Consider the following 15,320-nt stretch of genomic DNA (forward strand, 5'->3'; position numbering starts at 1 on the left):
AAGAAAAACAGACAAGAGAAGAAGACATCCTAAATGCGGCAGAAAAGATATTTGCCGATGTAGGTTATAGCGGAGCTTCAATGGAGGAAATAGCTAAAGAGGCCCAATTTACCAGAAAGACGGTATATCAATATTTTGCCGATAAAGAAGATCTCTATTTTGCGGTCGTACTTAGGGGATTCCAGCGACTCTTAGGCTACTTTCATGAAGAAATAGGAAATGGGAGCACAGGATTTGAAAAGCTTCAGCTTTTGGGTTCTGCTTATTATCGATTTTATCAGGATTTTCCCCGTACCTTCGAGTTGATGAACTATGTTGGATATGTTAAATCAAAGAAAGAAAATTCAATTAAGCAGCAAGAATTCAATAAAATCAACGAATTAATGTCACAAGAGGTTGCCAAGGTGATTGATGAGGGGAGAGCAGACGGGAGTATCCGTTCAGATCTGGATACGATGAAGGTTACTTATTCTGCGGAATTTATAATAACCGGTTTTTTCCACCAACTCTCCATAGCCGGTAGAACCTTCACAGCACATTTTTCACTTGATCAAGAGGAATTTGTCAATTTCAATCTGAATTTATTAATTGATATTTTTCGTGCCTAATGAGGGGTTGTTCATGCTATTGATGGGCTGATGAAGAAGCTGCCAAAAAAACGCCGTGCCCCTCGGAGTATGAGGAGTACCGGCGTTGTTCTGAATGACGCGCTTACAGATATGCCTGTTTGCTAACATTACAGACAGTTAGCGCACCACCGCGGGGTTTCCGGCAGCGGTGCGCTCTTGAACTTTCATCAGATACAGATTATCACCCGGCAACAGTTAGCTCAGCCGTCATGGCCCTTTCATCTTCTCCGGCAGCCCGGAATGCCCTCAGGCAAAAGGATCAGCCTCTCCCGAATCATCCCCGGGAAACACAATTTCCACAATGCCCTGCTCGACGGCTTCTTCTTCCTTGGCTGCTGCAATCAGGTACATCAAGCTGCCGAACTCCAGCTCATTGAACTTTCTTTCGGCCGATTCCCGCTGAATTTCCCACAAGCATTCCGTCAGCGTACAAGCAAGCGGCACGTCGCAGCGAATCTCGGCCAGCTCCCGGGAGAGATGCAGCATATCCAGATCGGCCTCGATCTTGGTACGGACCCCTTTCGGCAGCAGGTCCAGATTCTCGATGACGCCTTCCACCGTGCCGTATTCAGTCAGCAGCTTGAGCGCCGTCTTCTCACCAATCCCCTTGACGCCGGGATAATTGTCACTCGTATCGCCCATGAAGCCCTTCAGATCGACAATCTGGGATGGCGTCAGACCTTTTTCCTCCAACAGCACCTGAGGGTCATAGACTTTGTAGTTGGAACGGCCTTTCTTCATAATGACAACGCGGACCTGGTCGGTGACAAGCTGCAGCATATCGTGATCGCCGGTCAGAATGAGCACCTCGGATTCCTGGCTGAAGCAGGATGCGAGCGTGCCGATACAGTCATCCGCCTCGAAGCCTGGAATGCCGATGTTCGGTACGCCAAGCTCAGCAATCACTTCCTTCGCAAGATCGAACTGCGGAAGCATTTCGAGAGGCGGCTCCGCGCGATTCGATTTGTAGCCGTCGAATTTCTCCGTCCGGAACGTGCTCTTGCCCAAATCCCAGCAGCACACCACATGAGAAGGCTCGAATTCGGCTACGGCATCGAAGAAGTACTGCAGCATGCCGTATACTGCATTCGTTGGCAGCCCCGCCTTCGTCTTACGGATATATCCGCCATAGGCGGTTGCGTAATAGGCCCGGAACAGCAGCGCCATTCCGTCCACAATCAGGATGCGCCCTTTGTCCACTTCAGTTACTTCAACCTCAGTCACTTCAACTTCTCCCCCTCTCTACTTGCGTCCCCAGTTTTCCTCATACAGGTCTTCCTTGAAGCCCACCGTCACCTTATCTCCCGAGATTACGACCGGCCGCTTGATCAGCATGCCGTTCGACGCCAGCAGATCGAGCTGCTCCTGCTCGCTCAGGGCAGGCAGCTTCTCCTTCAGATTCTCCCGCTTGTAGACGTCTCCGCTCGTATTAAAAAACTTTTTCAGCTCCAGCCCGCTTAATTTCACAAGCTGTCTCAGCTCGTCCGCACCGGGCGGCTGCTCGGCAATATGGCGAAGCTCCAGCTCATGCCCGTTCTCCCGCAGCCATTTCACCGCCTTGCGGCAGGTGCCGCAATTCGGGTAATGATACACAACTAATTGACTCATCGTTCGGTGTTCTCCTTATAAGTCCGGTTCGATCTTCCCGTAATTTCAATCTTTTATTCAATTGAGGCCCGCATCCGCTTCTCATCTTAGAGCCCGCGTATGCTTCATGCTTCGTTGCTCCGAATCATCTTCAAGCTCACGAATGCTTCAGGCTTCGGTTACCTGAAGCCGAGCTTCGAGCGCCAGCATATCCTGCGGCAGCGGAGCCTCGAACGTCATCCTCGCGCGAAGCACCGGATGCGTGAAGGACAGCCGCGCCGCGTGCAGCGCTTGCCGGCCGATATATTCGTCCAGCTCCGCCACCCGTGCAAGCTCGTTCGCCGCGCCGGGACCGCTTCCGGAACGATCCGCTTCATACAGCGGGTGCCGGTACATCCGGTCGCCGATCAGCGGATGGCCGATCGAGGTCATATGCACCCGGATCTGGTGGGTACGCCCGGTGAGCAGCTTGAGCTCCACCAGCGAAGCGGCCCCGAACCGCTCCTTCACCTCATAGCGGGTCAGCGACGGATAGCCGTCCGGCGTAACGATACGCCGATGCGGCTCGGCCGGGTCCCGGTCGATCGGCCCGTCAATCTCGCCCTGCTCCGGCGAGGGAACGCCATGCACGATCGCGGCATAGATTTTATCCACGCCGCCGGTCGGCATCTGCTCCGAGATATACTGGTGGCTGTACGCATTTTTGGCGATTGCTAGGACGCCCGAGGTCTCCTGGTCCAGCCGGTGAATGGGCCGGAAGCGGTAACGGTCCCCTCGCTGCGCCCAGTAATGAACCACTCCATTGGCCAACGTGCCGGTATAATGGCCATGGGTGGGATGCACGATCATGCCGGCCGGCTTGTTGACAACCAGCAGATGGTCATCCTCATACAGGATGTCGAACGGAATCGGCTCCGGCAGAATATCCTCCGAGACCTCCGTCTCCATCCGGATTTCTACCAGATCTCCGGCACGGACATGCACACTGATATAGACCCGTTCTCCGTTCAGGGTAATACCCCGTTCGGTAAGCTTGAGACGGGACAGCAGCTTGCGCGAGATGTCCATCCGCTTCTGCAGAACGGTCTTCAGCAGCATGCCGTCGTCCGCCTCCGGAACAATATAAGATAACGGCGGGTAATATGTCGTCATGTCAGCCCCGGAACACCTTCGCTCCCCGGATATATTCGATGTCCGGCTGCCCAAGCCGTGTGTTGACCGTCCGGGCCAATGCGAAGAAATAATCCGACAGCCTGTTCAGATAGACGACTGCCTCGCCATTGATCTCCGTAGATCGGCCTAGCGTAACGGTCCGGCGCTCTGCCCGACGGCACACCGTTCGGCATACATGCAACACGGCGGCTGGCTCGCTGCCTCCAGGCAGAATGAAGCGCTCGATAGGCGGATTCTCCTCCTGAAGACGATCAATCCAGCTCTCCAGCCGTTCCGTCATTTCGCCGGTTACCTTGTATTTGGACTGATCCAGGCTTACATAAGCCAGGTCCGAGCCGCAGTCGAACAGCTCATGCTGGATCTCCAGCAGCTGCTCGGCCAAATCAGCCATAGCCTCCCCCTGAAGCAGGCTTCTCGCCTGTCCGACAAAACCGTTCAGCTCGTCAATGGTGCCGTATGCCTCGACCCGAATATCATCCTTCCAGATCCGGCCTCCAATGACCGAGGTTTCGCCTTTATCGCCGCTGCGCGTGTAGATTGCCACTGTCATTCCTCCCGGCTGCTCAAAATGTCATGTATCTCTACTGTACCATATTCACAGCCGCTTGTAAGGCCGCCTGTTCTTACCAGACTCCGAAAGGCCCTCTTTCATCACGCAAAAAAGGGGTCCGCAAGGACCCCGCCACTCTCCCTCCCTACTTCCGGGGGGAACGCATCTTCATATACTCATTGATCTTCATATCCAGCTTGCTGCTGATCTCCACGACATTGTCCGAGGTGAATGACTTCTCCTGCAGAAACAGCTGCTCCATGCGGCTGCGGAGAATGAATATTTCCTCTTCAAGGGAGGGACCTTTCGAAGTGATGTCATCCCTGGCGGAGGCTTTCCCGCTCTCAGGATTGCGGTTTCCGCCTAAAGAACATAGGTAGTATTCGGTACGTAGCACCTTCATCCCCCCTATCATGTAGTGCGGAGCGCTTGGCACAGATCGAAACCAGTCAAATAATAATCTGTATTCAGAGTTAAATTATACCATATAACAAGACAGTTTGCTATCTTTAATATCAATAAATCCCAGAAAAAGTTGACATTTTTCGCATTTTACGAATTTTCCCGTTCTCGCCGCAGCTGCTTAACGAACGTGCCGATTCGTTCAAGCGCTTCGTTCAACTGGCTGACGGATGTGGCGTAGGAACAGCGTAGATACCCTTCGCCCCCCAGTCCGAACACGCTTCCGGGAACGGCGGCCACGCGGTATTCCAGCAGCAGACGCTGGGCGAATTCATCGGATGTGAGACCCGTTCCGGCAATGCTCGGGAAAGCATAGAACGCGCCCTGCGGCTCATGGCATTCAAGGCCCGCATCGCGCAATCCCTTCACAATAAGCCGGCGCCGCTGGTTGTACGAGTCCACCATACGGTCCTTCTCCTCCATGCCGTTCGTCAGCGCTTCAAGCGCGGCGACCTGCCCCATGGAAGGCGCGCACATAACCGTATACTGATGGATCTTGAGCATTGCCGCGATCAAATCGGGATGCCCGCACGCATAGCCCATACGCCAGCCCGTCATGGCGAATGCCTTGGAGAAGCCGCTGACCAGAATCGTACGGTCCATCATGCCGGGCAGAGAGGCAAAGCTGACGTGATTGGTTCCATAAGTCAGCTCGGCGTAAATCTCGTCGGAAATGACGATCAGGTCATGCTTCTCGACCACTTTGGCGATCGGCTCCCAATCTTCCCGGGTCATAATCGCGCCTGTCGGATTGCTGGGATAACAGAGAATCAGGATCTTTGAACGCGGCGTGATTTTGGCTTCGAGCCCCTCCGCCGTCAGCTTGAACCGGTCCTTGCCGAAGGTTTCGATGCCCACAGGAACTCCTCCCCCGATCGCGGTGATCGGAGAATAGGAAATATAGCAGGGCTCGGGGATCAGAATCTCGTCGCCCGGCGAAATGAGAGCCCGGAGCGCCAGATCGATCGCCTCGCTGCCGCCCACCGTCGCGATAATCTGGTTGCCCGGATCATAGGACAAGTCGAATCGGTCTTGGAGGTAGCCCGCAATGCTCTCCCGAAGCTCGGGCATCCCCGCGTTGGAGGTATAACCGGTGAAGCCGCGCTCCAGCGAATACACACAGGCTTCCCGGACATGCCACGGCGTCTTGAAGTCGGGCTCGCCGACACCCAGAGAAATGATATCCTTGCTGCCGGCGGCCAGATCAAAAAATCTGCGGATGCCGGACGGCTGAATCTGCTGGACAAGCGGAGAGAGGTAGGAAGACATCGGTCTGCTCCGGTCTTCGGCCTGCTGCGGTTTATTGGTTATCATATCGTCTCATCTCTTCCTTTACGGGGAGATCATCAGTCGGTTATCTTCTTCGTGATCTTCGAAAATGATCCCGTCTTGTTTGTATTTTTTGAGTGTAAAATTCGTCTTGGTCGACAGTACGGAATCAATCGGCGAGAGCTTCTCGGAGACGAAATTCGCCACTTCCCGCAGATTCCGGCCTTCCACTTCTACCAGAAGATCATAGGCGCCGGACATCAGATAGACCGATTTCACCTGGGGGTACATATAGATGCGTTCGGCAATTCCCTCGAATCCGCGGCCGCGCTCGGGCGTAATTTGCACTTCAATGAGGGCCGTTACCCGTTCATCGTCCACTTTATCCCAATTGACCACGGTCGCATACTTCACGATCACATGATCCCGCTCCATCTGCTCAATCGCGGATTTGACTTCATCCTCCTGGACTCCGAGAAGCGTCGCCATAAGCTCTGTCGTTCTTCTCGCGTCCTCTTTAAGGAGCTCCAGCACCTTCCGCTTCAACTCGTTCACCTGTTCCATCTCTTCCCTCCGGGATCTCGCGTTGGAACGTCCCCGGTGCTTCCCGGGCGTTCCGCGAATGAATTTGCTTCAAAAGAGTTTATAACTAATATGACACGAAAAAGTCAGATCTGCAAACAAAAACGTCCGACCACTTCCCTCCTTTTTACCATTAGGTGTGGTTCTCCCGTCCGCAGAAAATTGGCGTATATGCATCCTTCACGAGCTTCCTGGCATCTCTCTTCCTCCAAAAAAACGGCACCCGTACACTGTACGGATGCCGTTGGCGTGTTGCCGCTCAAAGGGCCCCTGCTTCTTAATAGAAGAGGGCGGGTTACATATAGTAAGGATGCTGAGCGTCGTTCTGGCGGCGGAATGCATCCTGGGAAGCGCCGTAAGCGCCCGCTCCGCCCGTTTTCTGCTGGATAAACTGCTGGGTCTGCTGATAAGTCTGATGCGCGTTCTGGATCTCCTTATCCACATCCTGGCGAAGAGCCTTGGAAGGGGTTTGGTACATATTCATCTGCTTCATCTGCGTGTACAGGTCGCCCTGAAGACGCAGGGTGTCCATCGTCAGATCGTTAAAGGTGCGGCGGACAGACGGGCAATTCGATTCGGTGGCGGCAGTCGTATACTCTCTTACCGTCCGTTTCAGGTCGGCCAGAATCACATTCAGCAGATCGTCGTCCTGCATAAAAGAGTTGCTGTTCTGTGCGTACAATTGGGTTACCTCCTCAAAATGTGGAAATGGCGAATGTTCTGTTCCCGAAGGTTATTGGGGCTGTGTAGGCGCGTATTCCTGATGCTGCTGCAGCAGTTGAATCAGCATGCCCATATGATGGGTATGGCTCTGGACTTGCTGCTGGCACAGCTGGCGGACCGTCTGGTTCTGAGTGACGCCGGCAGTGGCCGCATATTGCTTGATTAGCATCTCTTCATTGGAAATAGAATCCGAAATATACGCCAGTTCTTTGCCGGACAAAGGCTGCATTTGATTCGATTGCATCATGTTCATTCCTTTCAGGGTGAATGTCCAATCCTGCTTAGTATGTAACCGGAGCGCCCGCCTTATGTGCAGATTTTCGCAAGTCTGCCTGCGGCAATTTCATCCTTCATGCCCGCATAAACCTGATCATCCTCACTGATACTACGGATTCCAGAAGATTAAAGGAGCGATCACCATGAATTTGATCAGCGGAAGTACGCCCTGGCCATTCACGCTGCCGGAAGCGCCCGTATACCCGGTCCTTGAAAAAGAACTGAGCTGCGAATGCCTTATCATCGGAGGCGGCGTGGGCGGTGCAATCTCCGCCTACCGCCTGTCCCGGGCCGGCGTAGATACCGTGTTGATCGACAAGCGAAAGATCGCCGGGGGCAGCACCCATGCCAACACGGGACTGCTGCAGATGTTGAGCGACAAGTCGCTGACCGCCTGCATGAATACCTTCGGCCGGCAGCAGGGACTGCTGTTCTACCGGCTCTGCCGGCAGGGCGTTGACGATATTCTTGCCCTGCCGGACGATCTTAATATCGATCCTCATATATACAGGCGGTCCAGTCTGTATTATGCCTCCTCGGAAGAAGATGTCGGAAGGCTTAGGACCGAGTACGAGACACTGGTTCAGAACGGCTTCCGATACGAGTGGCGGGATGAGCAAGAGATTGCTTCGCAATTCTCCTTTACCAAACCGGCAGCCCTCTACAGCAAGGACGACGCGGAGTGCAATCCTTACCGGATGGTTCACAGCTTGATCGCCAGAGCGGCGGAGCACGGAGCCGGCGTGTATGAACACACCGAAGCGCTTCATTGCGATTACGGAAGCGAAGAAGTGATCTGCTATACCCGTTGCGGAACGATCCGGGCCAAACATGTGATTTTCGCGCTTGGCTATGAGACACAGGAATGGAAGAAGGACAGGGGCGCCGAGCTCATCAACACCTATGCCATTGCGACGCCTCCGCTGCAGATAGACCTCAAATGGCATGAAGACGCCCTGATCTGGGAAACGGCCAGACCGTATCTGTACTTCCGCCTGACGGCCGATAACCGGATCGTGGCAGGAGGCCGGGACGAGCCGATGAACGAACCTCAGCGGCGTGAAGCCCGGATGCTCTCCCAATGCAGCGAGCTGATGAATGAAGTCGTGAAGCTCTTTCCGGAGACAGCGGGCATACGGCCTGAATATCAATGGGGAGCCGTGTTCGGCACTACCCATGACGGACTGCCGCTGATTGGGCCTCATCCCCGCTTCCCCCGATGCTTCTTTGTGGAGGGCTACGGGGGGAACGGAACGGTCTACAGCATGATTGCCGCCCGGCTGCTGGAAGATGAACTGGCTGGCCGCTCCGGTTCCAGTCAAGGGCTTGAGCTGTTCTCGCTGACGCGGACGGCGAAGCCTTCGCCATAGGCAAGGCGAGGCGATCCAGTCCCGCCGCCCGGCTAGCGGCGCCAATGCAAATAAAGCTTGAGCTGTATAGCCCAAGCTTTTTGTGCTGCACTGTATTTATAGAGAACCAGTGAAGGAAATTATGGATTGGCTTTAACAAATTCGGCGGATTTGATACCAGCTTGACGGCCGAAAATAATAATCTCCGCGACGGAGTTGCCGCCGATCCGGTTCTGGCCATGCAGTCCGCCTGTTACTTCACCTGCCGCGAACAGCCCGGGAATCGGCTGGCCTGCTTTATTCAGAACTTCCGTGTTCGTGTTGATCTTCACGCCGCCCATCGTGTAATGAATGCCGGGGCCGATCTTGATCGCGTAATACGGAGCGGCGGACAAGTCATTGTCGATCCCTGTTGTTCTGCCGAACTCCGCGTCCTTCTTGCTCTTAACACTGGTGTTCCATGTGTCCAGAGTCGACTTAAGCTGGTCAGCCGGAACATTCATGGCCTGCGCCAGAGCTTCGATCGTATCTCCCTTGAGAACGAAGCCCATTTTTTCATACTGCTCAATCGCTTTGGCTCTGGATTTGACGCCGGAATCGAATACGAGATAAGCCGATTTCTCGGGAAGCGAATTTATTGCTGCTGTTACCTTGTCGCGCGTATCCAGTTCGTTAACGAAACGCTTGGCTTCACCGGACACGAGGATGGCTCCCTCTCCGCGCACTGCTTCGCCGATCAGGTACGATTTCTCCTGCTGTACCGTCGGGTGAACCTGGATCTGGTCCATATCGACGGTCGTTCCGCCGAGTGCCTCAATCATCTTGATGCCGTCGCCGGTGCTGCCAATCTGGTTCGTCGTCACATAGCCTTCCAGATCGGGTCTGACTTCGGCGATCATGTCCTTGTTGGCGCCGAATCCGCCGGTTGTAACTACAACCGCGCTGCCCGTTATCGTCTTTTCATCCGCCTGATTGAAGAGAACCTTCACGCCGGTCACTTTGCCATCCTGTTGTGTGATTTCTTTCACATCTGCATTCACAAAAACAGGAATGCCTTGCTCCTGCACATTCTTCGTCAATCCTTTAACGAGATACTGACCGACTGCGGAACCGTCTTCCGGACGATGTGTACGCTTCTCGTTCATGCCGCCCGTTATCGTGATATTGTTCAGCCGGATGCCGATGGAATCCAGCCAATCGATCGCAGCCGCAGAATTGTCCACGAAGAAACGGAGCATCGCCTTGTCGTTCGTGCCGTGTCCGCCTTTCAAGGTCTCTTCATAGAATAGATCATTGCTGTCTTCGATGCCCTGCTCTTTCTGGAACTTCGTCTCGGACGCGTTCATCCCGGACGAGGATTTGGTTGTATTCCCGCCGGCCACCGGCATTTTCTCGAAAATAACCGGGTTCGCACCGGCGGCTTTCGCTTCAAGCGCTGCTGTCATTCCGGCCCCGCCTGCGCCGACAATGATAATATCGTATTTGTCCTTCAATTGGTCAATCGGCGTATAGCTTGTTTCGGACGCGCCGGATACCGCTTCGGTCTTCTCCGCTCCGCTGCTGGCCGTGGCCGTACTCTCAGGACTCGCGCTTTCCTTGGCGCTGCTGTTCGTGCTGCTGTTGCCGCATCCCGCGATTACAAGCATAACCGAGAGAATGAGGATAAGCGCTGTCGCTGTTCTCTTTTTCATGATGAGACCTGCCCCCTTGTGCATTATTTCACAACAATCATAGGGGCAAAGGCATTGTTCGTGGAAGCTTAAGAAATTAAAGAAACTATTAAGTAACTAAAGTAACTGGATTATGCTGCTGTAGCGGTTGCACGTTCTTGCAGGATGGCATAGGCAAAGAGTCCGCTCCGTACGCGGACTCTCTATGATGGAGTTGTACCTATGGATGAGCATGCTGAAACTTCTGGAATTATCTAGGTTGTGTCTGAAAACTCATCAATGAGTCAATTTGAAAATGGCAGCTATGTATACAAACGACAAGAATGATTTTGCCAGTTTGTCATAACGAGTTGCCACGCGGCGAAAATGCTTGATTTTATTGAAAAAGCACTCAACCAAGTGACTTTCTTTGTACCGATACCAATCGACTTTTCATGGATGTTGATTATTCGCCTTAGATGGAATGGTCTAGGATGCTTGCTTAGCCGTAATCCAATTTCGAATCGCCTCTGAGCCATAGACTTTGTCGCCAAGAATATGACTTCCTGCAATATCAAATCCTTTAAGTAAATCGATCGCTGGTACGGAATCATAGACTTGACCACCTGTCAGAAGAAAAGCGAGGGGATTTCCTAATCCATCGACGACGGTATGAGGTTTGGTTGTATTTCCACCACGACTGATGCCAATATGCTGATTTACTTCGTGGCCTTCTGCGTTTTTTTAACATCGGCACTGTGTTGATGGGCTTTAAACGATGTAGAATCGATGCTCAAGTTATCAAAATCAGATTCTACGTGAAGCGCTTGGAAGATGGCGACAAGTAATCCTGTACCTCTCCATTTGCAGAAACGACTGTAAGTCGTTTTCCATGAACCGTAACGTTCTTCCGGTAGATCACGCCAGGCTGCACCACTTCGAGCGATCCACAGAATAGCATTAAACATGGTTCGATCACTTAATTTGACGGACGTCCTGTTTTGCAGGATGGAAACATGCCCTTAATTTGTTCCCACTGTTCATCGCTTATTTCGTACCGTCTTTGAATCATGCTTGATGCTCCATTCGTTTTCCTCAAATCTTACCACATTATTCTTTAGTTTTCAGACACGTTCTAAAGTCTACAGTCGGTCAACTCCAGAGTCAGGGAGAGGACTGGAAAAGAACTACAGAGTACAGTTGACGGCATTTGCAAAAAAGCTGAACTCTACATCGTAGGGAGTAAGGCTGCTTCACGAGTCTAGTATGACTTCACTTACGTTGCCGTTTCCTGAGAAAAAGTTGATGGAAGAAGACAACTTAATCCCCCCATACCAATGTAATCCTTGGTTTCTTACTTGTTCATATACCCGACTTGCTCATGCTGTCCGAGCGCGTAAAAGTGCCGCTTACCATTTATGTGGAAAGGAGAACAATTGTGCTCCGCGAATCATGCAGGAGAGAAAAACGTTAACACACCAAGGTCATTGGAACAATCTTTTTGAATAGTGGAAGCCACCTCTGTATTTTACTAAACCCGTGCTCTATCATATCCGGCACTTCGTGGATGACAAGCTTCTCTTGGATTTTCTGCACCTTAAACGACGTACAAGAGATGATTCTATTCAATGGCGCGAATTAATACACAGGCACATAGCAGAGGCCTAGCACTCTGAAAGTATATTCACCAACAAAATGCAGTAAAAAACCTTTAAAAAGCACAGTGTTTCTAACGAGTTATAAGAATAAGATAGAGCATTCACAATAGGTGCTCACACCTATCTTGCTCAAAAAAAGAGGTATCCCAAATTAAACTGGTCCCCATAGACTGGACACTTGAAAAAAAGTGTTTAGGCTGTGGGGGCCATTTTGTATACTGGTATTAGCATCAAGGGAGGGCACTATGAGTAAAAAACTTTTTTCCAAGGCAGAACAAGATCAACTCTCAAAGAACAAGTACATCACGAAAATAAGCGACAAAGCCGTTACTTACTCAGATGAGTTCAAACGGTTATTCATAGATCAATATATGGAGGGCAAGACGCCAAGAGAGATTTTCATAGACCAAGGGTTCGATGTAGAAATTCTAGGAATGAAGCGTGTCGAACAGAGTGCGGACCGTTGGAAAAAAGCTTATGAACGGGGCGGAATCATTGGTCTGGCGGATTCCCGTAAAGAATCCTCAGGACGTTCGCTTAGTCGAGAAAGGACACCAGAAGAGATCATCGCGAAGCAGGATGCACGAATTAAACTTCTGGAATCTCAACTTGAACTGTTAAAAAAAGCCGACACGAAAGAAAGGTGGCTGGTAGCCAAGGGAAGAAACCTAAGCAAGAATAAGCTGTTTGAACTTATTCATGACGCCGTAGAGCAAGGATTCAAGCGAATGACGCATTATCTATGCGAGCTGCTTAACGTCTCACGCTCGGGGTACTACAGCTATCTTAAGGCCGCAGATTCCCGCATAAAGCGAGCCCGATTGGACGCAGAGGTGGGCGAGTTAGTCAAGAAGGCGTTCTGTAGAAGAGGCTTTAAAAAGGGCGCTCGCTCAATCAAAATGGTCCTGGAACATGACTTCGACATCATCTACAACCGGAAACGGATTCGCCGCCACATGCGGAATCTAAACCTCGTTTGTCCTCACCGAAAACCCAATCCTTACCGGCAAATGGCCAATGCGACTCAAGAACATCGAGTCGTCCCCAATAAGCTCCAACGCGATTTCAAGAAGGGAATTCCGGGTCTTGTGCTGCTCACCGACATCACTTACCTTCCGTATGGCCGGTCGGAGATGGCGTACCTATCCACCATTCTGGATGGTTCCACCGGAGAGTTACTCGCGTACAACCTCTCCAAGAGCCTTTCCATGCCCTTAGCAACGGATACGATTGAGAATCTCATGAAGCAACGACGCTTGAAGTTACATAAGGATGCCTTTATCCATTCCGATCAAGGCGGTCACTACACGAGCCCCCAGTATCAGGAACTGCTGAAGAAGAAGAAACTGGGCCAGTCTATGTCCAGGCGTGGAAACTGTTGGGACAACGCCCCGCAAGAGTCTTTCTTCGGCCACATGAAAGATCACATCGTTAGTCGTAACTGCTCCACTTTGGAAGAACTTCAGTTTGAAATCGACCGCTACATACACGACTACAACCATCACAGATATCAATGGGGACGAAAAAAGATGACCCCTGTACAATACAGGAATCATCTTCTGTCGGTCGCTTAACTCTCTTTTTTCAAGTGTCCTTGACAAGGGGACCAGTTTAAATGGTTATCACTTTGGAGACATTCCTTTTTAAATAGCATTTAGTATTGGATACTTTTCCTCCACCCTGCCAGAACAACCATCCCCAGCCCTGAACGGTTAGTCGCCCGTTTGATTCCAACACTTTCAGTCCTTCGCCCAGCGGCTGCGAAATCAGTTCTAAATCGTTTCCAAAGGACTGTACTCCAAGGGCGTCTGCCTATCTTCTATCATCCATAGCCTAAATGAGTAATTTACTGTTACGGGGATAAGAAATGCTGTTCATTATTCTACCTTTAACTTTGAATCTATGATTTCTAACCTTTGATCACGAATCTGAAAAACCTGATCACACAAAATATCAATGTCTTCCTGATTATGACTTGTTAGAATAATGGTCTTTCCGGCTTGTTTGTAGTTCAAAAGCAATTCGCGAATTTTTTGAACACTCTCAATATCCAGTGCATTAAACGGCTCATCAAGAATCAATACTTCCTGATTCTCCATAATAGCTTGAGCAAGTGCTATTTTTTGTTTCATTCCGAGTGAATAGCTTCTCATCTTTTGCCGAGCAGCAGGCTCTAATCCAACAAGACGCATGGTATTCTGAATCTCCTGATCACCTATCTTGTGCTGTATCTCTGCCCACTTCTTCAAATTTTCATAGCCTGTCTGTCCACCTAAATAACCTGGGCGGTCGATAATAATCCCAAAGTCACTTGGAAAATCAGCATGCTTGTTACGATATTTGGGATGAATATGAATCTCCCCCCCGTCTGGCTTGATAAATCCGCAAATCAATTTGAACAAAACAGATTTACCCGAGCCGTTCGGACCTGTGATGCCATATATTTTCCCTTGTTCAAAAGAAGCGTTTATCTGATTCAGCAATGCCTTCCCTTTGAAAGACTTGCTAACATTGACTAATTCAATCAGTTTCATCTCATCGTCCCCTCCCCTTAATCATGAAGAAATGTTCTTCCTTCCAAAGATATATACAACTACGCTAAATTCGATAAGAAGATACACAGCAAGCAATCCGGTAATCCTCAGTTGGTCCTCCCACTGTCCACTGATATACCCCATACTGTTGAGGCCAGCCGGCAGCCAGCAGCCAACATTAATCATCGGTAGAATCGCAAGCACAAGGGCTCCTTGCGCTATGAGGCTATAGGAAACATCCTTGAACAACCAAGCAGTGATAAATACAATCATGGTCCCATTCATAATTTGAAGCCATCCATTGAGCAGAAACTGAAATAATATTTGTTTGAAATCAATACCAGGCTGTACCGTAACTTTCGGTTCAAGGGTTTGACCAGAAATCAGACTTATGGTTACGGTCAGGACAAATAGGATAAGAAGAAACGCGGCAGCCCTCAGTGCAATTCTGATTCCTAGAGAGGCAAACCAATGGAGCAATGAACGGTGCCTTATGGCAACATAATAGAAACGGCCAGATAAGTATTCTGAAACGTACACCTGAAACAGATACACAAAGCCCATAAATACAACAACATAATACAGAAAAGACAGTAAAGTAAACCCGCCTTCCAGTGACACTCCGTAAAAACGAAGATATAAAGTATCCCATACCGTAACCGATTTCCCCCAAGGATTAAGATAAGGACTGAAGATGCCCAGTAGACATAATAATCCATAGCCTGAATAAGCATAGCGGCCTTTTATCCACACTTTATTTTAAAACCTCCATTTCTTAAGCAGTGGTACTACATAAATGCTTATGATCAGGATCAATGCCAAGACTAAAAAGGGTGGGTAAATAGCGTTGTATGTTCCATAACTGGATGGAAATGTCAT

15 protein-coding genes and 1 pseudogene are annotated in these 15,320 nt (G+C 50.7%); 3 read left to right on the plus strand and 13 right to left on the minus strand.

Annotated elements, in window-relative coordinates:
* A partial coding sequence (locus tag KIH86_RS07445; protein WP_223110358.1) for a TetR/AcrR family transcriptional regulator occupies positions 1–608 on the plus strand: 608 nt, incomplete at its 5' end.
* A 267-nt stretch (positions 609–875) separates the two neighbouring features.
* On the opposite strand, the gene KIH86_RS07450 is transcribed toward KIH86_RS07445, so the two are convergent.
* The 9 genes from KIH86_RS07450 to KIH86_RS07490 all read right to left on the minus strand — a co-directional run bounded on the left by KIH86_RS07450 (position 876) and on the right by KIH86_RS07490 (position 7,219).
* Positions 876–1,853: a 5'-3' exonuclease gene (locus KIH86_RS07450; RefSeq protein ID WP_268964125.1), complete on the minus strand. Its 978-nt coding sequence runs from the start codon at positions 1,851–1,853 to the stop codon at positions 876–878.
* Positions 1,854–1,871: 18 nt separating this feature from the next.
* Positions 1,872–2,237 carry an arsenate reductase family protein gene (locus tag KIH86_RS07455; RefSeq protein WP_223085060.1) on the minus strand — a complete coding sequence of 122 codons (366 nt, stop codon included), beginning with the start codon at positions 2,235–2,237 and terminating at the stop codon, positions 1,872–1,874.
* Between the two features lie 147 nt (positions 2,238–2,384).
* Positions 2,385–3,368, minus strand: coding sequence for an RluA family pseudouridine synthase (locus KIH86_RS07460; RefSeq protein WP_223085062.1), 984 nt, complete (start codon positions 3,366–3,368; stop codon positions 2,385–2,387).
* Position 3,369: 1 nt separating this feature from the next.
* Positions 3,370–3,933: a cob(I)yrinic acid a,c-diamide adenosyltransferase gene (locus KIH86_RS07465; protein WP_223085064.1), complete on the minus strand. Its 564-nt coding sequence runs from the start codon at positions 3,931–3,933 to the stop codon at positions 3,370–3,372.
* A 151-nt stretch (positions 3,934–4,084) separates the two neighbouring features.
* Entirely contained in the window at positions 4,085–4,255 is a 171-nt protein-coding gene (locus KIH86_RS07470; protein WP_235775306.1) for an aspartyl-phosphate phosphatase Spo0E family protein, read from the minus strand.
* A gap of 236 nt (positions 4,256–4,491) precedes the next feature.
* A complete protein-coding gene (locus tag KIH86_RS07475; RefSeq protein WP_223085069.1) occupies positions 4,492–5,715 on the minus strand; it encodes an aminotransferase class I/II-fold pyridoxal phosphate-dependent enzyme in 1,224 nt (407 codons plus the stop codon).
* Positions 5,716–5,733: 18 nt separating this feature from the next.
* Positions 5,734–6,234 (minus strand): Lrp/AsnC family transcriptional regulator, encoded by a 501-nt coding sequence (locus tag KIH86_RS07480; RefSeq protein ID WP_223085070.1) that lies wholly within the window; start codon positions 6,232–6,234, stop codon positions 5,734–5,736.
* 313 nt (positions 6,235–6,547) lie between these two features.
* The gene (locus KIH86_RS07485) at positions 6,548–6,934 is read right to left on the minus strand and encodes a spore coat protein (RefSeq protein WP_223085072.1); all 387 of its coding nucleotides are present in this window, start codon (positions 6,932–6,934) and stop codon (positions 6,548–6,550) included.
* A gap of 51 nt (positions 6,935–6,985) precedes the next feature.
* A complete protein-coding gene (locus KIH86_RS07490; RefSeq protein ID WP_223085074.1) occupies positions 6,986–7,219 on the minus strand; it encodes a hypothetical protein in 234 nt (77 codons plus the stop codon).
* Between the two features lie 175 nt (positions 7,220–7,394).
* On the opposite strand from KIH86_RS07490, the gene KIH86_RS07495 reads away from it, so the two are divergent.
* On the plus strand, positions 7,395–8,621 hold the full coding sequence (locus tag KIH86_RS07495) for an NAD(P)/FAD-dependent oxidoreductase (RefSeq protein ID WP_223085075.1): 1,227 nt from the start codon (positions 7,395–7,397) through the stop codon (positions 8,619–8,621).
* A gap of 119 nt (positions 8,622–8,740) precedes the next feature.
* Here the strand turns inward: KIH86_RS07495 and KIH86_RS07500 are convergent, their stop codons facing one another.
* The gene (locus KIH86_RS07500) at positions 8,741–10,291 is read right to left on the minus strand and encodes a flavocytochrome c (protein WP_223085077.1); all 1,551 of its coding nucleotides are present in this window, start codon (positions 10,289–10,291) and stop codon (positions 8,741–8,743) included.
* A gap of 255 nt (positions 10,292–10,546) precedes the next feature.
* Positions 10,547–11,321, minus strand: a pseudogene (locus tag KIH86_RS07505) (IS5 family transposase).
* Positions 11,322–12,152: 831 nt separating this feature from the next.
* Between KIH86_RS07505 and KIH86_RS07510 the strand changes: the two are divergent.
* A complete protein-coding gene (locus KIH86_RS07510; RefSeq protein ID WP_223085079.1) occupies positions 12,153–13,481 on the plus strand; it encodes an IS3 family transposase in 1,329 nt (442 codons plus the stop codon).
* A 303-nt stretch (positions 13,482–13,784) separates the two neighbouring features.
* On the opposite strand, the gene KIH86_RS07515 is transcribed toward KIH86_RS07510, so the two are convergent.
* Complete coding sequence (locus KIH86_RS07515; RefSeq protein ID WP_223085081.1) at positions 13,785–14,441, minus strand: ABC transporter ATP-binding protein; 657 nt, start codon at positions 14,439–14,441, stop codon at positions 13,785–13,787.
* Positions 14,442–14,462: 21 nt separating this feature from the next.
* Positions 14,463–15,194 carry a hypothetical protein gene (locus tag KIH86_RS07520; protein ID WP_223085082.1) on the minus strand — a complete coding sequence of 244 codons (732 nt, stop codon included), beginning with the start codon at positions 15,192–15,194 and terminating at the stop codon, positions 14,463–14,465.
* Between the last annotated feature and the right edge of the window lie 126 nt (positions 15,195–15,320).

Origin of the sequence: Paenibacillus sinensis, from assembly GCF_019904155.1 — a bacterium.
In the GTDB taxonomy this organism is placed as follows: Bacteria; Bacillota; Bacilli; order Paenibacillales; family Paenibacillaceae; genus Paenibacillus_AQ; species Paenibacillus_AQ sinensis.

Coding starts and splice junctions, on each gene's coding strand:
- KIH86_RS07510 (WP_223085079.1), top strand. CDS start 12,153: ATGAGTAAAAAACTTTTTTCCAAGGCAGAACAAGATCAACTCTCAAAG.
- KIH86_RS07475 (WP_223085069.1), bottom strand. CDS start 5,715: ATGATAACCAATAAACCGCAGCAGGCCGAAGACCGGAGCAGACCGATG.
- KIH86_RS07500 (WP_223085077.1), bottom strand. CDS start 10,291: ATGAAAAAGAGAACAGCGACAGCGCTTATCCTCATTCTCTCGGTTATG.
- KIH86_RS07480 (WP_223085070.1), bottom strand. CDS start 6,234: ATGGAACAGGTGAACGAGTTGAAGCGGAAGGTGCTGGAGCTCCTTAAA.
- KIH86_RS07495 (WP_223085075.1), top strand. CDS start 7,395: ATGAATTTGATCAGCGGAAGTACGCCCTGGCCATTCACGCTGCCGGAA.
- KIH86_RS07490 (WP_223085074.1), bottom strand. CDS start 7,219: ATGCAATCGAATCAAATGCAGCCTTTGTCCGGCAAAGAACTGGCGTAT.
- KIH86_RS07460 (WP_223085062.1), bottom strand. CDS start 3,368: ATGACGACATATTACCCGCCGTTATCTTATATTGTTCCGGAGGCGGAC.
- KIH86_RS07515 (WP_223085081.1), bottom strand. CDS start 14,441: ATGAAACTGATTGAATTAGTCAATGTTAGCAAGTCTTTCAAAGGGAAG.
- KIH86_RS07455 (WP_223085060.1), bottom strand. CDS start 2,237: ATGAGTCAATTAGTTGTGTATCATTACCCGAATTGCGGCACCTGCCGC.